Genomic DNA, 26,322 nt, shown 5'->3' with positions numbered 1-26,322 from the left:
CGAGGTGGCGTATATTACGCTTTTCACCCGGAGAGTCAAGCGTTTATTTCGCTTTTCTCTCGCTGACCCGGCGGCTTGTCAGTCGTTGTTCCCGGTCAGTGGAGGCGCATTATAGGGAGTTCTTGGCGGGCCGCAACCCCTAATTGCAAAAAACTTTTCAAGCGCGCTTTTTTTCAACAAAAGGGCGAAAAAGCGACGAATTTATGTCACTTTTTCCGGCAAACAGCCATAAAAGCTGGCGATCACTGGAGTAAAATAGAAATAACGATGTCAGTAAGGACCCGCAGCCATGCCGCTAAATGCACAACAACAGGCCGCCCAACGCAATCTTTCTTATCTGCTTGCAGAGAAACTCGGCCAACAAATTCTGGCGGGCGATTATCAGGCCGGCAGCATCCTGCCCGGTGAAATGGAACTGGGCGAGCAATTCGGCGTCAGCCGCACCGCAGTACGCGAAGCAGTAAAGATGTTAGCCGCCAAAGGCATGTTGTTGCCGCGCCCACGTATCGGCACCCGCGTGATGCCGCAAAGCCAATGGAATTTTCTCGATCAGGATTTACTGACCTGGTGGATGACGCGGGAAAACTTCGATCAGGTGATGCAACACTTCCTTATCCTGCGCACTTCGCTGGAGCCGCAGGCCTGCGCGTTGGCGGCAAACCACGCCAGCCCGCAGCAAACCAAGCTGCTGGCGGAGCTGATGGCGGAAATGCGCGCGCTGCATACCCAGTTTGATCGCGAGCGTTGGATCCAGGTCGATACCCAATTCCACCAGCTCATCTACGAGGCCAGCGGCAACCCGTTCCTGACCTCGTTCGCCAACCTGTTCAGTTCGGTGTACCAAAGCTACTTCCGTGCCATCACCGGCAATGAAGTGATCAAGCTGCGCCATCATCAGGCTATCGTCGATGCGATACTCGCCGGAGACAGCGCCGGCGCGCTCGTCGCCTGCCAGGTGCTGCTGAAAGAGAAAGACTAGACACGCTCCCCGCTTATATAGAAGAAAGAGACGAGGGACAGACGACCATTTAACCAGGACCGACCATGACCCAATCCGCGCGCAGTATGGCAGGACTACCGTGGATCGCCGCAATGGCGTTCTTTATGCAGGCGCTGGACGCCACCATCCTTAACACCGCGCTGCCGGCGATCGCCCAAAGCCTGGGGCGTTCACCGCTGGCGATGCAATCGGCCGTCATCAGCTACACGCTGACGGTGGCGATGCTGATCCCGGTCAGCGGCTGGCTGGCGGACCGCTTCGGCACCCGCCGCGTGTTCATCTTCGCCGTGACGTTATTCACCCTTGGCTCGCTGCTGTGCGCCCTGTCCCCTACGTTAAGCGTGCTGGTCGCCTCTCGCGTGCTGCAAGGCATCGGCGGCGCGATGATGATGCCGGTTGCACGGTTGGCGCTGCTGCGCGCCTACCCGCGCAGCGAACTGCTGCCGGTGCTGAACTTCGTCACCATGCCCGGCCTGGTCGGGCCGATTCTCGGGCCGCTGCTGGGCGGCTGGCTGGTCACCTACGCCACCTGGCACTGGATTTTCCTGATCAATATCCCTATCGGCCTACTCGGCATCTTCTATGCGCGCAAGTACATGCCGGACTTCACCACGCCCAAGCGCCGCTTCGATTTCCTTGGCTTCATGCTGTTCGGCCTGAGCCTGGTGCTGATCTCTACCGGGCTGGAGCTGTTTGGCGAGCGGGTGCTGGCGAGCTACATTTCGCTGGGCATTCTGCTCAGCGGCTTCGTGATGCTGTTCGGCTATATCGCGCACGCACGCCGCCATCCTCAGCCGCTGATCGGTCTCGACCTGTTCAAAACCCGCACCTTCTCGGTCGGTATCGCCGGCAACGTCGCCTCCAGGCTGGGAACCGGCTGCGTGCCGTTTTTAATGCCGCTCATGCTGCAGGTGGGATTCGGTTATACGGCGATCGTCGCCGGCTGCATGATGGCGCCGACCGCCATCGGTTCGCTGATGGCGAAATCCACCGTCACTCAGGTGCTGCGCTGGTTCGGCTACCGTAAAACGCTGGTCGGCATCACCGTTATCATCGGGGTGCTGATCGCCCAGTTCGCCCTGCAAAGCCCGGGCATGCCGCTGTGGCTGATGATCCTGCCGCTGTTCGTGCTGGGCATGGCGATGTCCACCCAGTTCACCGCCATGAACACCATCAGCCTGGCGGATTTGAACGACGCCAACGCCAGCGCCGGCAACAGCGTCCTGGCGGTCACCCAGCAGCTGTCCATCAGCTTCGGCGTGGCAATCAGCGCGGCGGTGCTGCGTTTTTACGAATCCCTGTCGTTAGGCACCATGATCGACCACTTCCATTACACCTTTATCACCATGGGGATCGTCACCGTGGCGTCGGCGCTGGTGTTTATGTTGCTGAGAAGGAAGGATGGCCGCAATTTGATCAGCGGCCAGGAAAGCAAGAAAGAAGCGAAGGCGGCCAGTTAACGGCGGCCCACCGAGGCGCGTTCCACCAGCTCGGGCGTCAGCACCAGCACCTGGGGCGCGCGCTCCGGGTTTTGCAGGCGATTGATCAGCGCATCGATCGCCAGTTCGCCCAGCGAATCCTTCGGCTGATGAATGGTGCTCAGCGGCGGCGCCAGATAACGCGCCAACTCAATGTCATCGTAGCCCATCACCGCCATATCCTGCGGCACGGAAAGCCCGGCCTGATATAGCGCCTGATAAACGCCCACCGCCACCGCGTCGTTACCGGCGAACACCGCATGCGGCGGCTCGTCCAGCGCCAGCAGTTGGCGCATGGCGTTCACGCCGCCCTCAAACTCAAAGTCGCAATGCACTTCATACCCTGGCGGAACCGGCAATCCGGCGCGCCGCATCGCGTTGCGATAGCCTTCCAGTCGGTGACGGGCGGTGGTTTTATCCTGCGGGCCGGCGATGCAGGCGATCTTGCGGTAACCGCAGGCGATCAGATGATCGGTCGCCATCTCGCCGCCCAGCAGCGAGTTATCCTGAATAATGTCGTTGGCGCCCTCGAACGGCGCCCAGTCCATCATGACGATCGGCAGTGACGGGTAGCGGCTCAGGGCATCTTGCGATGGCCGGTGGTTTTCGGTGCACATCAGCAGCAAACCGTCGACGCGCTTTTGCAGCAGCGTCTCCATACTGCGGTTCATGCGCGCGGCGTCTTCTTCGGTGTTGCACAGGATCAGGCTGTAGCCGCGTTCATAGCAGCTGCGCTCCACGCCACGCACCACTTCGGCATAAAACGGGTTGTTACTGGCGGTCACCAGCATGCCGATGGTGCGCGTCTGATTGAGCTTCAGGCTGCGCGCCAGCGCGGAAGGCGCATAGTTCAGCTGTTCCACGGCCGCCATGACCTTGTCGCGCACGCTGTCGCTGACAAAGCGATTGTTGTTGACCACATGCGAAACGGTAGAGGTTGAAACGCCCGCCAGGCGGGCGACATCTTTCATGGTGGCCAAAGGATCACCCCTGCTGCTGCAAGAAGGCGTCGATCTCTTCACGCCACGGCACCGAAGGCTGCGCGCCAGGGCGGGTCACGGCGATCGCCGCCGCCGCATGGGCGAAACGCACCGCATCGGCCATGACCTTGCCTTCCAACAGGGCAGTGACTAGCGCACCGTTAAAGGTATCGCCGGCGGCGATGGTATCCACCGCTTGCACCTTGAAGCCGGGCACCAGTTTGCCGTTGCCGTTTTCGCTCAGCCACACGCCGCGGCTGCCAAGGGTGATGATCACCGTCGCGATGCCCTTGTCGTGCAGTGCCTGCGCCGCGCGCGCCGCATCGGCGTCGTTGTCCACGGCGATGCCGGTCAGGCGCTGGGCTTCGGTTTCATTCGGAGTGATCATATCGATCATGCCCAGCAGCTCGTCCGGCAGCTCACGCGCCGGGGCCGGGTTGAGGATCACTTGCGTGTGATGCTGCTTCGCCAGGCGGGCGGCGGCGATCACCGTATCCAGCGGCGACTCCAACTGCATCAGCAAAGCGTCGGCATCGATCACTTTTTGTTGGTAGCGCGCCAGGTAATCCGGCGTCACCGCGGCGTTGGCGCCGGCATCGATGCCGATCACGTTCTCGCCTTCGGCGTTGACGAAGATCAGCGCCACGCCGGTGGTGCTGTCGGCGATGGCTTCAATCGGTTGGGTATCAATGCGATCGCTCGCCAGCTGCCGGCGGACACGTTCGCCGATGTCGTCAGCGCCCACGCAGGCGATAAAGGCGATCTCCGCCCCGCTGCGCCCGGCCGCCACCGCCTGATTCGCGCCCTTGCCGCCAAACGCCACCTTATACTGTTTCCCGATCACCGTTTCGCCCGGGTGGGGGAACTGTTCAATATTGAGGATATGGTCGGCATTGATGCTGCCAAGAACCACCAGCTTACCTGTTTCCATCGCATTGATTCCTGAATTGCGCGCCATCGTAAACGCCCCGTTCCGATGGCGCTGGTATGACTTACTGAGTGACCAGTTTCAAATCGACCGGGATGGTCGCCGGCACTTTTTCGCCTTTCAGCACTTTATCGGCGGTTTCCACACCGATCACGCCGATCTGATCGGGACGCTGCGCCACGGTCGCCGCCAGCTTACCGCCTTCGACCGCTTTCACGCCGTCAGCGGTGCCGTCGAAGCCTACCACGATCACGTCGGTTTTACCGGCGGTTTGCAGCGCGCGCAGCGCACCCAGCGCCATTTCATCGTTCTGAGCGAACACCGCCTGCACATCCGGGTGCGCAGTCAGCAGGTTCTGCATCACGTTCAGGCCCTTGGTGCGATCGAAATCGGCCGGCTGGCTGGCCAACAGTTTGAATTTATTCTGATCCAGCGACTGTTTGAAGCCTTCACCGCGTTCACGCGCGGCGGAGGTGCCGGCGATGCCTTCCAGCTGAATCACCTTGGCATCGGCGCCCACTTTCTTGGCGATGAAGTCGCCGGCCATTTTGCCGCCCACGCGGTTGTCCGAAGCGATGTGGCTCACCACGTCACCCTTGCTCGCCACGCGGTCCAGCGTAATGACCGGGATCTTAGCCTGGTTGGCCATCTTGATGGCGTTGCCTACCGCGTCGGAGTCGGTCGGGTTGATCAGCAGCAGCTTGGGCGCGCGCACCATCAAATCCTGCACGTTGGCCAGCTCTTTCGCCGGGTTGTTCTGGGAATCCAGCACCACCAGGTTGTAGCCCAGCTTGTTGGTCTCTTGCTGCGCACCGTCCTTCATCGAGACGAAGAACGGGTTGTTGAGGGTGGACACCACCAGCGCGATGGTGTCTTTGGCCATGGCATTGGCGCTCAGGGTGGCGCTCAGCGCGATGGCGGAAGCTAAGGTTGCCAGTTTTTTCATTTTCATCATCGTGATTCCTGTAGGGGGAGGTTACTTGTTGCTTTTGTTATCTACCAGAACCGCCAGCAGTATCACCACTGCCTTCACGATCATTTGGTAGTAGGAAGAAACACCCAGTAAATTCAGGCCGTTGTTCAGGAAGCCGAGGATCAGCGCCCCGATCAGCGTGCCGACGATGCGGCCCTTGCCGCCGGCCAGGCTGGTGCCGCCCAGCACCACGGCGGCGATGGCGTCCAGCTCATAGCCGGTGCCGGCGGTCGGCTGCGCCGACGACAGGCGCGCCACTTCGATCACCCCGGCCAGCGCCGCCAGCAGGCCGCACAGCGAGTAGACGATAATCTTCACTTTATCGACGCTGATGCCGGACAGGCGGGTCGCCGCTTCGTTGCCGCCCAGGGCATAAATATAGCGGCCCAGGCGCGTATGGTGCAGCATATACCAGGCGGCGATGAACACGATCGCCATGATCCAGATCGGCGTAGGCACGCCCAGCGGGCGGCCGATGCCGAACCAGCCGAAGGTGTCGGCCACGTCGGTGAAACCGGTGTTGACCGGGCTGCCGTTGGTGTACACCATGGTGACGCCGCGCAACAGCAGCATCATCACCAGCGTGGCGATAAAGGCCTGCACTTTGCCTTTGGCAACGATCACCCCGGTGCAGGCGCCAACCGCGGCGCCCAGCGCCAGTGCCGCCGCCACCGCCACCAGCGCGTTGACCTCAAAGCCGACGATCGACGCCGCCACCGCGCCGGTCAGCGCCAGCAGCGATCCCACCGACAGATCGATGCCGGAGGTGAGGATCACCAGCGTCATCCCCACCGCCATGATGGCATTCACCGAGGTCTGCTGCAGAATATTGAACAGGTTGTTCAGGGTGAAGAAGTTCGGGCTCATGGAAGAGACCACGGCGATCAGCACCAGCAGCGCAATCAACGACTTCTGCTCTAACAGCCACTCTTTACTGAACCAGCGCTTAGCTGCGATAGTCTGGGAACTCATATCTGATTACTCCTGCTTTACGCCGTATTGCTTGCCGACGGCTGCCGCCATCAACGCTTCCTGGGTGGCCCGTTCAATCGGGAACTCGCCGCTGAGATGCCCTTCGTGCATCACCAGAATGCGATCGCTCATGCCCATCACCTCCGGCATTTCCGAAGACACCAGAATGATGCTCAGCCCTTCCTGCTTGAACTGGTTGATTAACTGATAGATCTCTTTTTTGGCGCCGACGTCGACGCCGCGCGTCGGCTCATCGAGGATCAGTACCTTCGGCCGGGTCATCAGGCCGCGGGCGATCGCTACTTTTTGCTGATTGCCGCCGGAAAGCAGACCGATCGGCTGCTCCATCGACGGCGTTTTGATATTGAACAGCCGGATGAAATCCCCCACCGCCTGCCGCTCGTCGGCCTGTTTCAGGCTGCCGTCGGCGCGGCTGAAATAGCGCAGCGCGGTCAGCGACATGTTTTCCTTCACCGACATGCCCAGCACCAGGCCGTCGCGCTTGCGGTCTTCCGAGATATAGACGATGCCGTTCGCCAACCCGTCCTGCGGCGAATGGGTGACCACGTCGCGACCGTCCAGGCTGACGGTGCCGGCCTTGCGCGGGGCGGCGCCATACAAGATTTTCATCAATTCGGTGCGCCCGGCGCCCATCAGCCCGGCCACGCCGAGGATCTCGCCGCGATACAGCGTAAAGCTAACGTCTTCAACGCCGGGGCCGGAAAGGTGGCTGACGTCCAGCCGTTTTTCCCCGCGCGGCAAATCAAGGCGCGGGTACTGCTCTTCCAGCTTGCGGCCGACCATCATCTCAATCAGCGAATCTTCCTGCAGCTCGCTCACCGGCCGCTCGGCGATAAACTGCCCGTCGCGGAATACGGTCACGTCGTCGCAGATTTCAAAAATCTCTTTCAGGCGGTGCGAGATATACACGATGCCGCGCCCTTCGGCCTTCAGCTCGTTGATCACCTTGAACAGCGAGGCAGTTTCGGTGTCGGTCAGCGCATCGGTCGGTTCGTCCATGATGATCACTTTCGATTCGAAGCTCAGCACCTTGGCGATCTCCACCATCTGCTGATCGCCGATCGACAGCTCGCCCACCAGTCGGTGGCTGCTGTAGCGCAGATTGAGACGCGCCAACAAGCGATCGGCCTCGGCGTACATGCGCTTCCAGTCAATGCGGCCGAAACGGTTGACGAACTCGCGGCCGAGGAAGATGTTTTCCGCAATCGTCAGCTGCGGGATCAGGTTCAGCTCCTGATGGATAATGCCGATGCCCGCTTCCTGCGAATCCTTAGGCCCGTTGAACGCCACCTCTTTACCGAGAAAATACTGGCTGCCGGCGTCTTTCTGGTAGATGCCGGTCAGCACTTTCATCATGGTGGACTTCCCGGCGCCGTTTTCTCCCACCAGCGCCATCACCTTGCCGGGATAGACGCTGAGGGCAGCGCCGGAAAGCGCCTTCACGCCGGGAAAGGCTTTATCAATCCCTTTCAGTTGCAGTAAAGGTTGCATACGCGCCTCAGAAAGTTACGCCGGCGCACAGGATCACGTTCGCATAAGGCGAACACTCCCCGCTGCGGATCACCGCCCGGCTGTGCCCGGTTTGCGCTTTAAACGCCTGATGGCTGATATAGCGCACGCTGATGGTATTGCCCTGGCGTTGACCCAATGCGGTCAGTTCAGCCAACAGTGCCTCGTGGAGCGACGGATTCTGTTTCACGATCTCTTCCGCCAGGATGGCGCTTTCTACCTGCATCTCTTGCGTGACCGCCGCGAACACCTGCAGGAAGGTCGGCACGCCCTGCGTCAGCGCCAGATCGATGCGCTGCGTTTCCGCCGGTATCGGCAGGCCCGCGTCGCACAGGGTGAGCTGGTCGGTATGCCCCAGCCGGGCAATCACGGCAGACACGTCGGAATTCAGTAATACGCCTTTTTTCATCTTCTCACTCCGCTAGCGAAACGTTTCGCTCTCTGCGGGAGTTTAAAAAAACGGCAGGGGAAGGCAACCGGGACAATGCAGAAGTGTGATCGCTATCGAAACGTTTCGTTCACGCCCGGACAATGCACAAACAAAAGGGGCTCAGCCATGCTGAGCCCCTTATCAGGCGGGTTAAATCTCGACCTGCGTGCCGAGCTCGATGACCCGGTTCGGCGGGATCTCAAACTGATCCGGCGCGCGCAGCGCGTTGCGGCTCAGGGCGACGAACAGTTTACCGCGCAAATAGAGGTACCACGGCCGCTTGGTGAGGATCAGCGATTCATGGGACATGAAGAACGAGGTCTCCGACATGCGGCACGGCAACCCTTCCAGCCCGCAGCGGTGGAACACTTCCTCGACGTTCGGCGTTTCACGCCAGCCGTAGCTGGCCACCACCCGCCAGAAGGTCGGCGACAGCTGTTCAATGGTCACCCGGCGCACGTTGTGCACGTAAGGCGCATCCTCGGTGCGCAGCGTCAGCAGCACCACGCGCTCATGCAGCACCTTGTTGTGCTTCAGGTTGTGCAGCAGCGCAAAAGGAATGACGTTGGTGGCGCGCGACATGAACACCGCGGTACCCGGCACCCGCACCGGCGGCGATTTCTCCAGCGAGGCAATCATCGCCTCCAGCGAGTTGCCGTGTTCATGCAGGCGGCGCAGCAGGCGGAAACGCTCGCTCTTCCAGGTGGTCATAATGAGGAACATCACCAGCGCCAAGGTCAGCGGCAACCAGCCGCCGGAGAACAGCTTCAGGGCGTTGGCGGAGAACATCGGCACGTCGATGATCAGCAAGATGGTCACGATGCCGATCGCCAGGAAGCGATTCCAGTGCCAGTTGTTGATCGCCACCGAGGTGACCAGAATGCTGGTCAGCACCATGGTGCCGGTGACGGCGATGCCGTACGCCGCCGCCAGATTGCTGGAGTGTTCGAAGCCGATGATCACCAGCACCACCGAGATGTACAGCGTCCAGTTGATCACCGGAATATAGATCTGGCCGGATTCCATTTCCGAGGTGTGAATGATACGCATCGGCGACAGATAGCCCAGACGCACCGCCTGGCGAGTCAGCGAGAAGACGCCGGAAATCACCGCCTGCGAGGCGATAACCGTTGCCAGGGTCGCCAGAATCAGCAGCGGGATCAGCGCCCAGTCGGGTGCCAGCAGGAAGAACGGGTTTTTGATCGCCTCCGGGTTTTTCAGCAGCAGCGCGCCCTGGCCGAAGTAGTTGAGCACCAGCGATGGCAACACCACGGTGAACCAGGCCAGGCGAATCGGGAACTTGCCGAAGTGCCCCATATCGGCATACAGCGCCTCGACGCCGGTGATCGACAGCACCACCGCCCCCAGCGCGAAGAACGATACCTTCTTATATTCCATGAAGAAGTTGAGCGCCCATTTGGGGTTCAGCGCCTGCAGCACTTCCGGGTTCGAAATGATGCTGCGCGCGCCCAGCACCGCCAACACGATGAACCACAGCAGCATCACCGGAGCGAACAGCTTGCCAACGCTGCCGGTGCCGTGCTTTTGAATGGCGAACAGCAGCGTCAGTACCAGAATGGAGAGCGGCACGATATAGGCGTCAAGCGCAGGCGCGGCGATTTCCAGCCCCTCGATCGCCGACATCACCGAGATAGCCGGGGTGATCACCACCTCGCCATAGAAGAAGCTGCCGCCGATCAGGCCCAGTATCACCAGCACGGCGGTAGTGCGCGCCGAGGTGTTGCGCCCGGCCAGCGACATCAGCGTCAGGATACCGCCCTCGCCGGCGTTGTCCGCGCGCATCACGTAGGTGAGATATTTGAGGGAAACGATCACGATCAGCATCCAGAAAATCAGCGACAGGAAGCCGAAAACCACGTCTGGACGAACATCGAAGCCGTAATGGCCGGAGAAACACTCTCTCAGCGTATAGAGAGGGCTGGTGCCGATATCACCGTAGACCACGCCGATGGCCGCCAGGGTTACCGCCGATAAGGACTGCTTATGCTCTGCGCTCATAATTCGTTTCTTTATCAGAACATCCGTTAGCGATGCATCCGCATCAGGCAAAATACGGGCTCAAAGATCCGTCACGCCCACCAGAAAGCCGCACAGTATGCACCATTTATACGCCTTGCCTACCCTTATATCAGAGCCGAAAAATAAACAAAATGTGAATCGGATATCCGGCACAGCTTAGAAAAATATTACTAATCAATAAGCTATACCACTAAAAATAATGGTGGTTTATCATCGGATTATCGACCAAGATTGGCTAACTCTCGGACAATGCGACAATTATATGACGCCATCATCCCTTCTGGCAGAACGAATTTCCCGCCTCAGCAGCGCGCTGGAGAGCGGTCTCTATGAGCGGCAAGAAGCGATCCGCCTGTGCCTGCTCGCGGCGCTGAGCGGCGAAAGCGTATTCCTGCTCGGCCCGCCCGGCATCGCCAAAAGCCTGATCGCGCGCCGGCTGAAGTTTGCCTTCCGCAACGCCCGCTCCTTTGAATACCTGATGACGCGCTTTTCCACGCCGGAAGAGGTCTTCGGCCCGCTCTCTATTCAGGCGCTGAAAGACGAAGGGCGCTACCAGCGCCTGACCGCCGGCTATCTGCCGGAAGCGGAGATCGTGTTTCTGGACGAAATCTGGAAGGCCGGCCCGGCGATCCTCAACACCCTGCTGACGGCGATCAACGAACGGCGCTTTCGCAACGGCAACAGCGAAGAACCGATCCCGCTGCGCCTGCTGGTCACCGCCTCCAACGAACTGCCCGAAGCAGACAACAGCCTCGAAGCCCTGTATGACCGCATGCTGATCCGCCTGTGGCTGGACAAGGTGCAGGATAAACAGAATTTCCGCTCGCTGCTGGTCAACCGCCAGAACGAGAGCCAAAACCCGGTGCCGGCGGCGCTGAGCGTCAGCGACGAAGAGTTTCTGCAGTGGCAACCGCAGATCGACAAGGTGGCGCTGCCGGAAGCCTGCTTTGAGCTGATTTTCCAGCTGCGCCAGCGGCTGGACGCGCTGGAACAGGCGCCGTACGTCTCCGACCGACGCTGGAAAAAGGCCCTGCGCCTGCTGCAGGCCTGCGCCTTCTTCAGCGGGCGCGACGCCATCGCCCCGCTCGACCTGATGCTGCTGAAAGACTGCCTGTGGCACGATCTCACCTCGCTGAAACTGCTGCAACAGCAGATCGATCAGCTGCTGACCGAATCGGCCTATCATCAGCAGTCGATGCTGATCCAGCTGCAACAAATCCACACCCGCTGGCTGCAGGATCAGCAACAACAAAGCGACCGGCAGGCCATCAGCCTGGTGAAAAAGGGCGGCATGTTCAGCCGCAAACCGCAATACGCGCCGGCCACGCCGTTCGCCGGCGGCACTCTCACTCTGCTGCTGCAAAAACCGCTGCAGCTGCATGACATTCAGGTCAACCATCTGAGCATCGAGAGCAGCGTGCTGGATAACTGGCTGCAAAAAGGCGGCGACGTGCGCGCCAAGCTCAACGGCATCGGCTTCGCGCAGCCGATCGATTTGGAGGTCGACGACCAACTGCACCTGACGGTGCTGGACGTCAGCCGCCAGCCTTCGCTGCTGGCGCTGCCGGGCAAACAGGCCACCGCCACGCCGCAGGCGCTGCTGGATGAAATGGACGCGTTGGCCCAGCGCCTGGCGGAGCAGCGCCGCGCCTTCAGCCAGCATCAGCCCTGTCTGTTCACCCCCGCCGCCGGCCTGGCCAAGATCGAAGCCAGTCTGCTGCAGGTGGCAGAGCAGGTTAAACAGCAACTGCAGCAAATGCGCGGCCAGTAACCATGCTCAGTCTGGAGACGCTCGATCTGCTGCTGGCGATCACCGAAGGCGAGATGATCGAGGAGATGATCGTCGGCATGCTGGCGGCGCCGCAGCTGTCGGTGTTCTTTAAAAAGTTTCCGGCCATTCGCCGGGCGCTGGATCGCGATCTGCCACGCTGGAAACTGCAGCTCAAGGAGCGTCTGCAGGAGGCCATGGTGCCGCCGGCGCTGGCGCAGGAATTTTACCGCTACCAACAGTGCCAACTGGAGAATAACACCCAGTTCTATCACAACCTCAACGACACCATGGAGCTGCTGCGCCAGCTGGTCTCGCCGTTTTATGAACAGGCGCGCGCGCTGGTGGACGCCGCCGATCTGCCCAATCATCCGCTGGACGACAGCTTCCAAACCCTGTTCCTGCAGCGCTGGCGCATCAGCCTGACGCTGCAGGCCACCATGCTGCACCACCAGCTGCTGGAACAAGAGCGCGAGCAGCTGATGGCGGAACTGCAGGAGCGCCTGGCGCTGAGCGGCGCGCTGGAGCCGCTGCTGTCGGAGAACGACACCGCCGCCGGCAGGCTGTGGGACATGAGCAAAGGCCAGCTGCAGCGCGGTGATTACCAACGGCTGGTGGAGTACGGCAACTTTTTGCAGCAGCAGCCAGAGCTGAAAAAGTTGGCGCAGCAGCTGGGCCGCAGCTATCAGGCCAAGGCAGTGCAGCAACAGGACGCGCAGCCCGAACCGTTCAGGGTCATGGTACAGGTGCCGGCCACGCTGCCGGAAGAAGTGAGCGGCATTCATCAAAGCGATGACATCCTGCGCCTGCTGCCGCCGGAGCTGGCGACGCTGGGGATTGAAGAGCTGGAGTTCGAGTTTTATCGCCGCCTGTTGGAAAAGCGGCTGCTGAGCTACCGCCTGCAGGGCGACGTTTGGCAGGAACAGATCCTGATCCGCCAGGTCACCCACCAGCAGCAGGATCAACAGCCGCGCGGGCCGTTTATCGTCTGCGTGGACACCTCAGGATCGATGGGCGGCTTCAACGAACAGTGCGCCAAGGCGTTCTGCCTGGCGCTGCTGCGCATTGCGCTGGCGGACAACCGCCGCTGCTACATCATGCTGTTCGCCAACCAGATCGTGCATTACGAACTCACCGCCGCCAGCGGCATCGAACAGGCGGTGCGCTTTCTCGGTCAGCAGTTTCGCGGCGGCACCGATCTGGCGGCCTGCCTGAACGCCACCGTCACCAAAATGGCGGAAAGCGGCTGGTTCGACGCCGATGCGGTGATCATTTCCGATTTTATCGCCCAGCGATTGCCGGAGGAGGTAATAAAGAAGGTAAAACAGCAGCAGCAAAGCCACCAGCAGCGTTTCCATGCGGTGGCGATGTCCGCCTACGGCAAACCCGGCATCATGCGCATCTTCGATCATATCTGGCGCTTTGATACCGGGCTGAAAAGCCGTTTGATGCGCCGCTGGCGGCGCTAGGCAGGATCAGAGCAGGCCTTCGACCGCCCCGCGCACTTCCGGCGACCACACGCCGCACTGCACCTGGCCGATATGCGACAGTTGCAACAGCAGCATCACCAAACGCGACTGGCCGATACCGCCGCCGATGGTCTGTGGCATATCGCCGCGCAACAACGACTGGTGCCACTCCAGCTTCATGCGCTCTTCGTCACCGGTCAGCGCCAGCTGATGTTTCAGCGCGGCGGCGTCGACGCGGATGCCCATAGAGGACAGCTCGAAAGCGTCCTGCAGCACCGGGTTCCACACCACGATGTCGCCGTTCAGGCCCGCCAGGCCATCCGCCGCCGGCGTGGTCCAGTCATCATAATCCGGCGCCCGCACATCGTGCGATTTGCCGTGCGACAGCTTGCCGCCGATGCCGATCAGGAATACCGCGCCCAGCTCTTTGGCGATCGCCCGCTCGCGCCCTTTGGCGTCCAGATCCGGGTAGCGCTGCAGCAGGGTTTCGCTGTGCACAAAGTGGATCTGTTCCGGCAGGAACGGAGTCAGACCATGCTCGCGGCTGACTTCCGCCTCCGTCGCCTTGATGGCGGCGTAAATGCTGCGCACGGTGCTTTTCAGGTAGTCCAGGCTGCGCTCACCATCGCCCATTACCCGCTCCCAATCCCACTGATCGACGTACACCGAGTGGATAGGCGTCAGGCGATCTTCATCCGGGCGCAGCGCCTTCATATGGGTGTACAGGCCTTCGCCAGCGCCGAAATCGTAACTACCCAGGGTTTTGCGTTTCCATTTCGCCAGTGAATGCACCACTTCGAAGGTGGCGTCCGGCAGGGTTTTGACCTTAACCTGCACCGCTTTCTCGCTGCCGGAGAGGTTATCCTGCGTGCCATCGCCCAAACGGCTGAGGATCGGGGCCTGCACTTCGATCAGACCGAGCTGTTGCTCCAGCTGGCGGGAGAAGAAGGATTTGACCTGGCTGATTTGTTGTTGTTTTTGGATAAACTGTTTTTTCATTGCCGTATCTCTTGTAAACCTGTCTCTGTTGCCATCGATTAAGCAACAAAATGATACGCCAATTCAATATCCACTAATCAATATTGCCTTTTCACTTTTAATCGTTCATTTTTACCCGGACAGAATTCAACAATCGTTAATTAATGGGAGATTAAATGGCGGAAATTTATCAGATCGATAATCTCGATCGCGGCATCCTCAACGCACTGATGGACAACGCGCGCACACCGTACGCCGAACTGGCGAAAAACTTCGCCGTCAGCCCCGGCACCATTCATGTGCGGGTAGAGAAGATGAAACAGGCCGGGATCATCACCGGCGCGCGCATCGACGTCAGCCCCAAACAGCTGGGCTATGACGTGTGCTGCTTTATCGGCATCATATTAAAGAGCGCCAAAGACTATCCTTCGGCGCTGAAGAAGCTGGAAAGCCTGGAAGAAGTGGTGGAAGCCTATTACACCACCGGCCACTACAGCGTCTTTATCAAGGTGATGTGCCGATCGATCGACGCGCTGCAACAGGTACTTATCAACAAGATCCAGACCATCGACGAGATCCAGTCTACCGAAACGCTGATCTCGCTGCAGAACCCCATTATGCGCACCATTGTGCCGTAACCCGCCAAATTGCATACCCACATTATCCACAGGTAGATCCCAGCCGATTCACAGCGTACAATGCAGCCACTTTGAGTGAGAAGGTTGGGATCGTTGGTTCATGGCAGACATTACTCTGATCAGTGGCAGTACGCTTGGCAGCGCCGAATACGTGGCTGAACATTTGGCTGAAAAGCTGGAAGACGCGGGTTTCTCTACCGAGATGCTGCACGGCCCTGAACTGGATGAGCTGCCGTTGACCGGTCGCTGGCTGGTGGTCTCTTCCACGCACGGCGCCGGCGAACTGCCGGATAACCTTCAGCCGTTGCTGGAGCAGATCGCCGAACAACAGCCGGATCTTTCCGAGGTGCAGTTCGGCGCCGTCGGTTTGGGCAGTTCGGAATACGACACCTTCTGCGGTGCGATCAAACAGATCGACGATCTGTTGATCGCCAGAGGCGCGAAAAGGATCGGCGATCGTCTCGAGATCGACGTGACCGAACATGAAATTCCCGAGGATCCGGCCGAGGAATGGGTAAAAAACTGGATTAATTTACTCTAATTCGCCTAAAGATCGTGCGGACGATTGTGGATAACTATACTTAAAAGCAGGGTAAAAGCCGTAGTTATCCCAATAACAACCGTAGTGCGCTTTTTGTCCTGTGCATAACAAGCCTTTTAGATCCCAGCTTATCTGCGTCGGGATCACCGATCATTCACAGCAAACGATCCTCCTTAATCTGCTGATCTTCATCGTGAATAGTCACTTATCCACAGAGGATCGCGATCCTAATAAGAGATCTAATAAAGAGATCTTTAAATAAAAAAGATCTTCTTTTAATTACCGACGATCCTGACCACTTGGTCGATCGTCTAAACTTGAGTAGAATCCCCCACCCCAGGGCAAATAACGATCGTTCGCAATACGGCGAGGTGCAGTTCCATGTTTTATCCAGATCAATTTGACGTCATCATCATCGGTGGTGGCCATGCAGGGACCGAGGCCGCCATGGCCGCGGCACGCATGGGACGTCAGACTTTATTATTGACACACAATATCGATACGCTGGGACAGATGTCCTGCAACCCGGCGATTGGCGGTATTGGTAAAGGGCATCTGGTTAAGGAAATTGATGCACTCGGCGGCCTGATGGCCACGGCGATCGACCATGCCGGCATCCAGTTTAGGATACTAAACGCCAGCAAAGGCCCAGCCGTTCGCGCCACGCGCGCTCAGGCGGATCGCGTACTGTATCGCCAGGCGATCCGTACCGCGTTGGAGAACCAACCCAACCTGATGATCTTCCAACAACCCGTTGAGGATCTGATCGTCGAAAACGATCGCGTCGTGGGCGCCGTCACCCAAATGGGCCTGAAATTCCGCGCCAAGGCGGTGGTATTGACCGTCGGCACTTTCCTGGACGGTAAGATCCATATTGGCCTGGAGAATTACAGCGGCGGCCGCGCCGGGGATCCTCCTTCAATCTCGCTGTCGCAGCGCCTGCGAGAACTGCCGCTGCGCGTTAACCGCTTGAAAACCGGTACGCCGCCGCGCATCGACGCTCGCACTATCGATTTCAGCGTACTGGCGCCACAACACGGCGATACGCCGGTGCCGGTATTCTCGTTCTTGGGCGATGCTAGCCAGCACCCAGAACAAATGGCGTGCTACATCACCCATACCAATGAAAAAACCCATGACGTGATCCGCAATAACCTCGATCGCAGCCCGATGTATGCCGGGATCATCGAAGGGATCGGCCCACGTTACTGCCCGTCGATCGAAGACAAGGTCATGCGCTTTGCCGATCGCAACGCGCACCAGATCTTCCTCGAACCGGAAGGCCTGACCAGCAACGAGATTTACCCTAACGGGATCTCCACCAGCCTGCCGTTCGACGTGCAGATGCAGATCGTCCGTTCGATGGAAGGCATGCAGAACGCGCGTATTATTCGCCCTGGTTACGCCATCGAGTACGATTTCTTCGATCCGCGCGATTTGAAGCCGACGCTGGAAAGCAAATTCATTCAGGGGCTGTTCTTCGCCGGCCAGATCAACGGCACTACCGGGTATGAAGAAGCCGCTGCGCAGGGCCTGCTGGCCGGTTTGAACGCCGGGCGCTTCGCCGACGAACAGGAAGGCTGGGCGCCACGTCGCGATCAGGCTTATCTGGGCGTGCTGGTGGACGATCTCAGCACCCTCGGCACCAAAGAACCGTACCGGATGTTTACCTCACGCGCCGAGTATCGTCTGATGCTGCGCGAAGACAACGCCGATCTCCGCCTGACGGAAAAAGGCCGTGAACTGGGCCTGGTGGACGATGTGCGTTGGGCGCGTTACAGCGAGAAGCTGGAGCGAATCGAACGCGAACGTCAGCGCCTGCGCGACATCTGGATGCACCCGCACGCCGAGAACGTCGAACAGGTCAATGCGCTGCTGAAAGCGCCGTTGTCGCGTGAAGCGAACGGCGAAGAGCTGCTGCGCCGCCCTGAGATGGATTACGCGCAGTTGACCGGCACCGACGTCTTCGCGCCGCCGCTGGACGACGTACAAGCCGCCGAACAGGTCGAGATCCAGGTCAAATACGAAGGCTACATCGCTCGCCAGCAGGAAGAGATCGAAAAACAGCAGCGCAACGAGAATACCGTGCTGCCGTTGGATCTCGATTACCGTCAGGTTTCGGGGCTGTCGAACGAGGTGATCGCCAAGCTGAACGATCACAAACCGAACTCCATCGGCCAGGCTTCGCGTATCTCCGGCATTACGCCGGCGGCGATCTCGATTTTGCTGATCTGGCTGAAAAAGCAGGGACTGCTGCGCCGCAGCGCATAAATCTCGCATCCAGGCGGCCGTTTGTTCATCCCGTAGCCAAACGGCCGCTGACATCACTTGCGCCCTGAATTATCATAGTCGCCTCATTGCGCCAGCTAACCATCCGCTGGTCGTTCAGCGCCTGCCAGAGGATCCGTTGTGCAAAAAAAATTAGACTCGCTGCTTGCGGCAGCAGGCATTGAGCTGCCCGATCAGCAGAAACAGCAGCTGCTGGGCTATGTCGGCATGCTGGATAAATGGAACAAGGCTTATAACCTCACGTCGGTGCGCGATCCGCAGCAAATGCTGGTGCGCCACATCCTCGACAGCATCGTGGTCAACCCGCATCTGCAGGGCTCGCGTTTTATCGATGTCGGCACCGGCCCTGGCTTGCCGGGCATTCCGCTGGCGATCGTGCGCCCGGACGCGCATTTCACGCTGCTCGACAGCCTGGGTAAGCGTGTGCGTTTCCTGCGTCAGGTGCAGCATGAGCTGGGCCTGAACAATATCGAGCCGGTGCAGAGCCGCGTTGAGGCGTTTCCGGCCGAGCCACCGTTCGATGGCGTGATCAGCCGCGCGTTCGCTTCGCTGCAGGATATGCTGTCCTGGTGCCATCATCTGCCGGCGAAAGGGCAGGGGCGTTTTTACGCGTTGAAAGGCGTGCGCCCGGATGAAGAGCTGACGCAGCTGCCTGCAGGCGTTAGCCTGGAGTCTATCGTGCGGCTGCAGGTGCCTGAACTGGAAGGCGAACGCCATCTGGTGATTCTTAAGGCAAACTGAGTTTGCTTTTGATCAAACAAGCGTGAATTAAAGGCAGTACCAGGCAGAAAGATAAGCAGGCTAATTAGTTGGCCGCTTTTTTTAGTTAATTTACTTCCTATTAACACAAAAAACGCGGCTAATTAGCGACAATAGAGTAATTGCATTTGGAAATAGTCACGTTAGCAATCATGTGCGAAAGATTGGCGTTTGCTGCTAATGTTAATTGGCTGTTGGAATATTGCCCCGCTGCTTGTCAATAAAAGGTTTTCATCGGGTATACGGATTGTTTTTGAACAGTTAACTGATAATGTTTTGATTTATATAATCTTTTGATCGCTCAAATTGCTAAAGACGGTTTGGTTGACCATCGGCTATAAATCAGGAAGGGACATTACTGTGATCGGCTTCGCGTTTCTAAACGCAACGCTGGAATAATCAGACAATTAAATGCGCCCTATTATTCCGACCGTTTTCTTGTGAAAATAGGCTGGAATAGGGAAATTTAAATAATTGTTCACCTTTTCGCTACTTATCGATTGAATTCGTTGGTATGCCCCGTATAATTTGCTCGTTTTTTGCTGCTTGACTCAGGACAGCAAAAACAGTTGTATACGTCACTCAGCATACCCCCTCTGGGGTACGGAGAGAACAAACGTCATGTCTGTGTCCCTTTACAGCGGGAAAGTCGCACGCAAACTGCTGTTTTTGCAGTTAATGACTTTTGTTCTGATCAGCGTTGCTTTCTGGCTGAAAAGCCCGGAATGGAGCGCTTCGGCGCTGGCAGGCGGTCTCGCCGCCTGGTTGCCGAGTGCAATGTTTATGCTGTTTGCCTTGCGCCATCAGGCGCAAACGCCGGCGCCCGGTAGGGTTGCCTGGTCGTTCGCCATCGGCGAGGGGCTAAAGGTCGTGATCACCATCGTTTTGCTGATCGTGGCGCTGGGGGTGTTCAAGGCGGAGTTTATACCGCTTGGCCTGACCTATTTAGCGGTGTTAGTGGTGCAGATAGTGGCACCGGCCGTGATTAACAGTTACCGAACTTAACTAAATAAGGGTAAGAGGCATCATGTCTGCAGGAGAAGTCTTGACTCCACAGGAGTATATCGGTCACCACCTGACGCAGCTTCAGGTCGGGACTGGGTTTTGGTCGATTAACCTCGACTCGATGTTTTTCTCCGTCGTCCTCGGGGCGCTCTTCCTGGTGATCTTCCGCAAAGTGGCCAAAAACGCCACCAGCGGCGTGCCGGGTAAACTGCAAACCGCCGTGGAGCTGGTGGTCGGTTTCGTCGACAGCAGCGTGCGCGATATGTACCACGGCAAGAGCAAGGTCATAGCGCCGTTGGCACTGACCGTGTTCGTCTGGGTGTTCCTGATGAACCTGATGGACCTCATCCCGGTTGACTTCCTGCCTTATCTCGGCACCCACGTTCTCGGTCTGCCTGCGCTGCGCGTCGTGCCTACCGCCGACGTGAACGTCACGCTGTCGATGGCGCTGGGCGTGTTTATCCTGATTCTGTTCTATAGCATCAAAATGAAAGGCGTTGGCGGGTTCGTTAAAGAGTTGACCATGCAGCCGTTCAACCACCCTGTATTCATTCCTATCAACCTGATTCTTGAAGGTGTCAGCCTGCTGTCCAAACCTGTTTCACTGGGTCTGCGACTGTTCGGCAACATGTATGCGGGTGAGTTGATCTTCATCCTGATTGCCGGCCTGTTGCCGTGGTGGTCACAGTGGGTCCTGAGCTTGCCTTGGGCTATCTTCCACATCCTGATCATTACGCTTCAAGCCTTTATTTTCATGGTTCTGACGATCGTCTATCTGTCGATGGCGTCTGAAGAGCACTGATTTTCTTAAAACACTTGCACTTTTAAACTGAAACAAACTGGAGACTGTCATGGAAAACCTGAGTATGGATCTGCTGTACATGGCTGCCGCTGTGATGATGGGTTTAGCGGCAATCGGTGCTGCGATCGGTATCGGCATCCTGGGTGGTAAATTCTTGGAAGGCGCTGCTCGTCAGCCTGACCTGATTCCTCTGCTGCGTACACAGTTCTTTATCGTTATGGGTCTGGTCGACGCCATCCCGATGATCGCTGTAGGTCTGGGTCTGTACGTGATGTTCGCCGTCGCGTAAGTAGAGTAACCCTCTACGACGTAACCAAACTATTAACTTTTAAAGAGGCATTGTGCTGTGAATCTTAACGCAACAATCCTCGGCCAGGCCATCGCGTTCGTTCTGTTTGTCTGGTTCTGCATGAAGTACGTATGGCCGCCGATCATGGCTGCCATCGAGAAACGTCAGAAAGAAATCGCTGACGGCCTCGCTTCTGCAGAGCGTGCCAAAAAAGATCTGGACTTAGCGCAAGCCAATGCGACCGACCAGCTGAAAACTGCTAAAGCAGAAGCTCAGGTGATCATCGAGCAAGCGAACAAACGCAAAGCTCAGATCATGGATGAAGCGAAAGCCGAAGCCGAGCAGGAACGTAACAAAATCGTGGCGCAGGCTCAGGCTGAGATCGAAGCCGAACGTAAGCGCGCTCGTGAAGAGTTGCGTAAGCAAGTCGCGATGCTGGCAATTGCCGGCGCCGAGAAGATCATCGAACGTTCCGTGGATGAAGCTGCTAACAGCGACATCGTTGATAAACTGGTCGCTGAACTGTAAGGAGGGAGGGGCTGATGTCTGAATTTGTAACTGTAGCTCGCCCCTACGCCAAAGCAGCTTTTGACTTTGCCGTTGAGCACCAAAGCGTAGAGCGCTGGCAGGACATGCTGGCGTTTGCGGCTGAAGTCACTCGCAATGAACAGATTTCTGAACTGCTGTCTGGCGCGGTCGCGCCAGAAACGCTGTCCAAGACGTTCATCGCGGTTTGTGGCGATCGGCTCGACGAACATGGCCAGAACTTTATCCGTGTAATGGCCGAAAATGGACGTTTACTGGTTCTTCCTGCCGTGCTGCAGCAGTTCATCGAACTGCGCGCCTCGCTGGAATCCACCGTCGAAGTCGAAGTGCTCTCTGCGAGCGCGCTGAGCGACGAACAGCAGGCGAAAATCGCCGCTGCGATGGAAAAACGTCTGTCACGCAAAGTTAAGCTGAATTGCAAAATTGACAAGTCTGTACTGGCCGGCATCGTTGTTCGCGCCGGCGATATGGTGATTGATGGCAGCGTTCGCGGTCGTCTTGAACGCCTGACAGACGTCTTGCAGTCTTAAGGGGACTGGAGCATGCAACTGAATTCCACCGAAATCAGCGAACTGATCAAGCAGCGCATTGCTCAGTTCAATGTAGTGAGCGAAGCTCACAATGAAGGTACTATCGTTTCCGTCAGCGACGGGATCATCCGCGTACACGGCCTGGCCGAAGTTATGCAGGGCGAAATGATCGCGCTGCCTGGCAACCGTTACGCAATCGCATTGAACCTGGAGCGCGACTCCGTAGGTGCCGTGGTTATGGGTCCGTACGCGGATCTGGCCGAAGGCATGAAGGTTAAATGCACCGGCCGTATCCTGGAAGTTCCAGTCGGTCGTGGTCTGCTGGGCCGCGTAGTTAACACCCTGGGCGCACCAATCGACGGCAAAGGCCCGATTGAGAACGACGGCTTCTCTCCGGTAGAAGCTATCGCGCCAGGCGTTATCGAGCGTCAGTCCGTTGATCAGCCGGTTCAGACTGGCTACAAATCCGTTGACGCCATGATTCCAATCGGCCGTGGCCAGCGTGAGCTGGTGATCGGTGACCGTCAGACCGGTAAAACCGCGCTGGCGATCGATGCGATCATCAACCAACGCGACTCCGGCATCAAATGCGTTTACGTGGCTATCGGTCAGAAAGCGTCCACCATCGCTAACGTGGTGCGCAAACTGGAAGAGCACGGCGCACTGGCCAACACCATCGTGGTGGTGGCGACCGCTTCCGAATCTGCTGCACTGCAATACCTGGCGCCATACGCCGGTTGCGCAATGGGCGAATACTTCCGTGACCGCGGTGAAGATGCGCTGATCGTGTACGATGACCTGTCCAAACAGGCCGTTGCTTACCGCCAGATTTCCCTGCTGCTTCGTCGTCCGCCAGGTCGTGAAGCTTACCCAGGCGACGTATTCTACCTGCACTCCCGCTTGCTGGAGCGTGCAGCGCGCGTTAACGCCGAATACGTTGAAGCCTTCACCAAAGGTGAAGTTAAAGGCCAAACCGGTTCACTGACCGCTCTGCCGATCATTGAAACCCAGGCGGGTGACGTTTCCGCGTTCGTTCCGACCAACGTAATCTCGATTACCGATGGTCAGATCTTCCTGGAATCCAACCTGTTCAACTCCGGTATTCGTCCGGCAGTTAACCCGGGTATCTCCGTATCCCGTGTTGGTGGCGCCGCGCAGACCAAGATCATGAAAAAACTGTCCGGTGGTATCCGTACCGCGCTGGCGCAGTATCGTGAATTGGCTGCTTTCTCCCAGTTCGCCTCCGATCTGGACGACGCGACCCGCAAACAGCTGAGCCACGGTCAAAAAGTGACCGAGCTGCTGAAACAGAAACAGTATGCGCCGATGTCGGTTGCACAACAGTCTCTGGTGCTGTTTGCCGCAGAACGCGGTTACCTGAACGACGTCGAAGTCGCCAAAGTGGTGAGCTTCGAAGCCGCGCTGGTCGCCTATGCGGACCGCGAGCACGCCGAGCTGCTGAACCACATCAACCAAACTGGCAACTTCAATGATGAGATCGAGGGCAAGTTGAAAGACATCCTCGAGACCTTCAAGAAAACCCAGTCCTGGTAACGCCGAACGGTCCTGCTGTTGAAAGACAGCAGGCCGTCTGGCACTGAGGAGAAGCAGAGATGGCCGGCGCAAAAGAGATACGTAGTAAGATCGCTAGCGTGCAAAACACGCAAAAGATCACTAAAGCGATGGAAATGGTCGCCGCCTCCAAAATGCGTAAATCGCAGGATCGCATGGCGGCCAGCCGTCCTTATGCAGAGACCATGCGCAAAGTGATTGGTCACCTTGCGTTAGGGAATCTGGAGTACAAGCACCCGTACCTGGATGAGCGTGACGTTAAGCGCGTCGGGTATCTGGTGGTGTCTACTGACCGTGGTCTCTGCGGCGGCTTGAACATCAACCTGTTCAAAAAGCTGCTGGCGGAGATGAAAGCCTGGTCCGAAAAAGGCGTCGAAACCGATTTGGCGCTGATTGGCTCTAAAGCGGCCTCTTTCTTTGGTTCCGTGGGCGGCAACGTGGTTGCCCAGGTGACCGGCATGGGGGACAAACCTTCCCTGTCGGATCTGATCGGGCCGGTGAAAGTGATGCTGCAGGCCTACGACGAAGGTCGTTTGGACAAGCTGTACATTGTCAGCAACAAATTTGTTAATACGATGTCCCAAGAGCCACAGGTGCTTCAGCTGCTGCCGTTACCGCCAGCCGATGACGAAGAGCTGAAGAAAACGCCTTGGGATTACCTGTATGAACCCGATCCAAAAGTGCTGCTTGATACCTTGCTGCGCCGCTATGTGGAGTCGCAGGTTTATCAGGGCGTCGTGGAAAACCTGGCCAGCGAGCAGGCCGCACGAATGGTCGCGATGAAAGCCGCAACCGATAACGGCGGTAGCCTGATCAAAGAGCTGCAGTTGGTATACAACAAGGCGCGTCAGGCCAGCATCACTCAGGAACTCACCGAGATCGTTTCGGGAGCCTCCGCGGTTTAAGCTAGGTTTACGAATTACGTAGAGGATTCAAGATGGCTACTGGAAAGATTATCCAGGTAATCGGCGCCGTGGTGGACGTCGAGTTCCCTCAGGATGCCGTACCAAAAGTGTACGATGCCCTTGAGGTAGAAAACGGCACCGAAAAACTGGTGTTGGAAGTTCAGCAACAGCTGGGCGGTGGCGTGGTTCGCTGTATCGCAATGGGGACCTCCGACGGTCTGCGTCGCGGTCTGAAAGTGAACAACCTGGACCACCCGATTGAAGTGCCGGTGGGTAAAGCTACCCTGGGCCGTATCATGAACGTATTGGGTCAACCGATCGACATGAAAGGCGACATCGGCGAAGAAGAGCGTTGGGCGATTCACCGCGCGGCGCCAAGCTACGAAGAGCTGTCCAGCTCCCAGGAACTGCTGGAAACCGGTATCAAGGTAATGGACCTGATTTGTCCATTCGCCAAGGGCGGTAAAGTCGGTCTGTTCGGCGGTGCGGGCGTGGGTAAAACCGTAAACATGATGGAGCTGATCCGTAACATCGCGATCGAGCACTCCGGTTATTCCGTGTTTGCGGGCGTGGGCGAGCGTACTCGTGAGGGTAACGACTTCTACCACGAAATGACCGACTCCAACGTTCTGGACAAAGTATCCCTGGTTTACGGCCAGATGAACGAGCCACCAGGTAACCGTCTGCGCGTTGCGCTGACCGGTCTGACCATGGCGGAGAAATTCCGTGACGAAGGCCGTGACGTTCTGCTGTTCGTTGACAACATCTACCGTTACACCCTGGCCGGTACCGAAGTGTCCGCACTTCTGGGCCGTATGCCATCCGCGGTAGGTTATCAGCCAACGCTGGCGGAAGAGATGGGCGTTCTGCAAGAACGTATCACCTCGACCAAGACCGGTTCCATCACTTCCGTACAGGCCGTTTACGTTCCTGCGGATGACTTGACTGACCCGTCACCAGCCACCACCTTTGCGCACTTGGACGCAACCGTGGTACTGAGCCGTAACATCGCTTCTCTGGGTATCTACCCGGCCGTTGACCCGCTGGATTCCACCAGCCGTCAGCTGGATCCGCTGGTTGTTGGCCAGGAGCACTACGACGTAGCGCGTGGCGTGCAGTCCATTCTGCAACGCTACCAGGAACTGAAAGATATCATCGCGATCCTGGGTATGGACGAGCTGTCTGAAGAAGACAAACTGGTCGTATCCCGTGCGCGTAAGATCCAACGCTTCCTGTCTCAGCCGTTCTTCGTGGCAGAAGTCTTCACCGGTTCTCCGGGCAAGTTCGTATCGCTGAAAGACACCATCCGTGGTTTCAAAGGCATTATGGACGGCGACTATGACCACCTGCCGGAGCAGGCGTTCTACATGGTTGGCACCATTGAAGAAGCAGTGGAAAAAGCCAAGAAACTGTAACGCCTTGAGAGGAGGGTGATATGGCTATGACTTACCATCTGGATGTAGTCAGCGCGGAAAAACAGATGTTTTCCGGCCTGGTGCAGAAGATCCAGGTGACAGGCAGCGAAGGTGAACTGGGGATCTTCCCTGGCCATGCGCCGCTGCTGACTGCCATCAAGCCTGGCATGGTGCGTATTGTTAAGCAGCACGGTGAAGAAGAGTTCATCTACCTGTCCGGCGGCATCCTCGAGGTGCAGCCGAGCGTGGTTACCGTGCTGGCGGACACTGCTATCCGTGGTACTGACCTCGACGAAGCGAGAGCGTTGGAAGCTAAGCGTAAAGCTGAAGAACACATTCGCAGCTCTCATGGCGATGTCGACTATGCTCAGGCATCCGCTGAACTGGCGAAAGCGATCGCAAAACTGCGCGTTATCGAGCTCACCAGAAAAGCGATGTAATGTTTGGGTGCCTGGCACCCAACTTTAAGAAAGCGGCCTATAGGG

At 57.9% G+C, this 26,322-nt stretch carries 25 protein-coding genes; 17 read left to right on the top strand and 8 right to left on the bottom strand.

The genetic code is table 11. The features are described from left to right. The first annotated feature begins 289 nt into the window (after window positions 1-289). A complete protein-coding gene (locus ACJ8QI_RS20270) occupies window positions 290-979 on the top strand; it encodes a FadR/GntR family transcriptional regulator (RefSeq protein ID WP_033636503.1) in 690 nt (229 codons plus the stop codon). Window positions 980-1,044: 65 nt separating this feature from the next. Continuing rightward, window positions 1,045-2,460: a multidrug transporter subunit MdtD gene (gene mdtD, locus ACJ8QI_RS20265; RefSeq protein ID WP_060441274.1), complete on the top strand. Its 1,416-nt coding sequence runs from the start codon at window positions 1,045-1,047 to the stop codon at window positions 2,458-2,460. Here mdtD and rbsR read toward each other — a convergent pair. From rbsR to kup, 7 genes are all read right to left on the bottom strand, one after another. Continuing rightward, the gene (rbsR, locus tag ACJ8QI_RS20260; RefSeq protein WP_016929629.1) at window positions 2,457-3,458 is read right to left on the bottom strand and encodes a ribose operon transcriptional repressor RbsR; all 1,002 of its coding nucleotides are present in this window, start codon (window positions 3,456-3,458) and stop codon (window positions 2,457-2,459) included. The genes mdtD and rbsR overlap by 4 nt on opposite strands. Window positions 3,459-3,462: 4 nt before the next feature. After that, the gene (gene rbsK / locus ACJ8QI_RS20255) at window positions 3,463-4,389 is read right to left on the bottom strand and encodes a ribokinase (RefSeq protein ID WP_060424389.1); all 927 of its coding nucleotides are present in this window, start codon (window positions 4,387-4,389) and stop codon (window positions 3,463-3,465) included. Window positions 4,390-4,450: 61 nt separating this feature from the next. Further along, the gene (gene rbsB, locus ACJ8QI_RS20250) at window positions 4,451-5,338 is read right to left on the bottom strand and encodes a ribose ABC transporter substrate-binding protein RbsB (RefSeq protein ID WP_442532989.1); all 888 of its coding nucleotides are present in this window, start codon (window positions 5,336-5,338) and stop codon (window positions 4,451-4,453) included. A gap of 24 nt (window positions 5,339-5,362) precedes the next feature. Beyond that, entirely contained in the window at window positions 5,363-6,331 is a 969-nt protein-coding gene (gene rbsC / locus ACJ8QI_RS20245; protein WP_019455467.1) for a ribose ABC transporter permease, read from the bottom strand. A 6-nt stretch (window positions 6,332-6,337) separates the two neighbouring features. Next, complete coding sequence (gene rbsA / locus ACJ8QI_RS20240) at window positions 6,338-7,843, bottom strand: ribose ABC transporter ATP-binding protein RbsA (protein WP_194572970.1); 1,506 nt, start codon at window positions 7,841-7,843, stop codon at window positions 6,338-6,340. 7 nt (window positions 7,844-7,850) lie between these two features. Further along, window positions 7,851-8,270, bottom strand: coding sequence for a D-ribose pyranase (gene rbsD, locus ACJ8QI_RS20235; protein WP_084827031.1), 420 nt, complete (start codon window positions 8,268-8,270; stop codon window positions 7,851-7,853). Between the two features lie 171 nt (window positions 8,271-8,441). Further along, entirely contained in the window at window positions 8,442-10,310 is a 1,869-nt protein-coding gene (kup, locus tag ACJ8QI_RS20230; RefSeq protein WP_049200553.1) for a low affinity potassium transporter Kup, read from the bottom strand. A gap of 283 nt (window positions 10,311-10,593) precedes the next feature. On the opposite strand from kup, the gene ravA reads away from it, so the two are divergent. Further along, window positions 10,594-12,102 carry an ATPase RavA gene (gene ravA / locus ACJ8QI_RS20225; RefSeq protein ID WP_336844143.1) on the top strand — a complete coding sequence of 503 codons (1,509 nt, stop codon included), beginning with the start codon at window positions 10,594-10,596 and terminating at the stop codon, window positions 12,100-12,102. 2 nt (window positions 12,103-12,104) lie between these two features. Next, complete coding sequence (gene viaA / locus ACJ8QI_RS20220) at window positions 12,105-13,568, top strand: ATPase RavA stimulator ViaA (RefSeq protein WP_049200559.1); 1,464 nt, start codon at window positions 12,105-12,107, stop codon at window positions 13,566-13,568. Between the two features lie 6 nt (window positions 13,569-13,574). Here viaA and asnA read toward each other — a convergent pair whose 3' ends face one another. Beyond that, window positions 13,575-14,567: an aspartate--ammonia ligase gene (gene asnA / locus ACJ8QI_RS20215; RefSeq protein ID WP_041037361.1), complete on the bottom strand. Its 993-nt coding sequence runs from the start codon at window positions 14,565-14,567 to the stop codon at window positions 13,575-13,577. Between the two features lie 155 nt (window positions 14,568-14,722). On the opposite strand from asnA, the gene asnC reads away from it, so the two are divergent. The 13 genes from asnC (at window position 14,723) to ACJ8QI_RS20150 (ending at window position 26,277) form a co-directional block, all read left to right on the top strand. Next, on the top strand, window positions 14,723-15,184 hold the full coding sequence (asnC, locus tag ACJ8QI_RS20210; protein WP_004933786.1) for a transcriptional regulator AsnC: 462 nt from the start codon (window positions 14,723-14,725) through the stop codon (window positions 15,182-15,184). Between the two features lie 100 nt (window positions 15,185-15,284). After that, complete coding sequence (gene mioC, locus ACJ8QI_RS20205) at window positions 15,285-15,725, top strand: FMN-binding protein MioC (protein WP_016929621.1); 441 nt, start codon at window positions 15,285-15,287, stop codon at window positions 15,723-15,725. Window positions 15,726-16,106: 381 nt separating this feature from the next. Further along, window positions 16,107-17,996, top strand: coding sequence for a tRNA uridine-5-carboxymethylaminomethyl(34) synthesis enzyme MnmG (mnmG, locus tag ACJ8QI_RS20200; protein ID WP_060424381.1), 1,890 nt, complete (start codon window positions 16,107-16,109; stop codon window positions 17,994-17,996). A gap of 138 nt (window positions 17,997-18,134) precedes the next feature. Next, on the top strand, window positions 18,135-18,755 hold the full coding sequence (gene rsmG, locus ACJ8QI_RS20195; RefSeq protein WP_015379471.1) for a 16S rRNA (guanine(527)-N(7))-methyltransferase RsmG: 621 nt from the start codon (window positions 18,135-18,137) through the stop codon (window positions 18,753-18,755). A gap of 639 nt (window positions 18,756-19,394) precedes the next feature. Beyond that, complete coding sequence (gene atpI, locus ACJ8QI_RS20190) at window positions 19,395-19,778, top strand: F0F1 ATP synthase subunit I (protein ID WP_004933796.1); 384 nt, start codon at window positions 19,395-19,397, stop codon at window positions 19,776-19,778. Window positions 19,779-19,800: 22 nt separating this feature from the next. After that, a complete protein-coding gene (gene atpB, locus ACJ8QI_RS20185) occupies window positions 19,801-20,580 on the top strand; it encodes a F0F1 ATP synthase subunit A (RefSeq protein ID WP_025160299.1) in 780 nt (259 codons plus the stop codon). Between the two features lie 49 nt (window positions 20,581-20,629). Then, window positions 20,630-20,869: a F0F1 ATP synthase subunit C gene (gene atpE, locus ACJ8QI_RS20180; RefSeq protein ID WP_004093904.1), complete on the top strand. Its 240-nt coding sequence runs from the start codon at window positions 20,630-20,632 to the stop codon at window positions 20,867-20,869. Between the two features lie 57 nt (window positions 20,870-20,926). Then, on the top strand, window positions 20,927-21,397 hold the full coding sequence (gene atpF / locus ACJ8QI_RS20175; RefSeq protein WP_004933804.1) for a F0F1 ATP synthase subunit B: 471 nt from the start codon (window positions 20,927-20,929) through the stop codon (window positions 21,395-21,397). 14 nt (window positions 21,398-21,411) lie between these two features. Beyond that, window positions 21,412-21,945 carry a F0F1 ATP synthase subunit delta gene (gene atpH / locus ACJ8QI_RS20170; RefSeq protein WP_025160298.1) on the top strand — a complete coding sequence of 178 codons (534 nt, stop codon included), beginning with the start codon at window positions 21,412-21,414 and terminating at the stop codon, window positions 21,943-21,945. 12 nt (window positions 21,946-21,957) lie between these two features. Beyond that, the gene (gene atpA / locus ACJ8QI_RS20165; protein WP_004933808.1) at window positions 21,958-23,499 is read left to right on the top strand and encodes a F0F1 ATP synthase subunit alpha; all 1,542 of its coding nucleotides are present in this window, start codon (window positions 21,958-21,960) and stop codon (window positions 23,497-23,499) included. Window positions 23,500-23,558: 59 nt separating this feature from the next. Continuing rightward, window positions 23,559-24,422 (top strand): F0F1 ATP synthase subunit gamma, encoded by an 864-nt coding sequence (gene atpG, locus ACJ8QI_RS20160; protein ID WP_004933811.1) that lies wholly within the window; start codon window positions 23,559-23,561, stop codon window positions 24,420-24,422. A 32-nt stretch (window positions 24,423-24,454) separates the two neighbouring features. Then, window positions 24,455-25,837, top strand: coding sequence for a F0F1 ATP synthase subunit beta (atpD, locus tag ACJ8QI_RS20155; protein ID WP_004933813.1), 1,383 nt, complete (start codon window positions 24,455-24,457; stop codon window positions 25,835-25,837). Between the two features lie 20 nt (window positions 25,838-25,857). Continuing rightward, window positions 25,858-26,277 carry a F0F1 ATP synthase subunit epsilon gene (locus ACJ8QI_RS20150; protein ID WP_004933814.1) on the top strand — a complete coding sequence of 140 codons (420 nt, stop codon included), beginning with the start codon at window positions 25,858-25,860 and terminating at the stop codon, window positions 26,275-26,277. Window positions 26,278-26,322 lie beyond the last annotated feature (45 nt).

Source organism: Serratia sp. CY84636 (assembly GCF_052166245.1).
GTDB classification, from domain to species: domain Bacteria; phylum Pseudomonadota; class Gammaproteobacteria; order Enterobacterales; family Enterobacteriaceae; genus Serratia; species Serratia nevei.
This window is presented reverse-complemented; position numbering and strand designations above follow the sequence as displayed.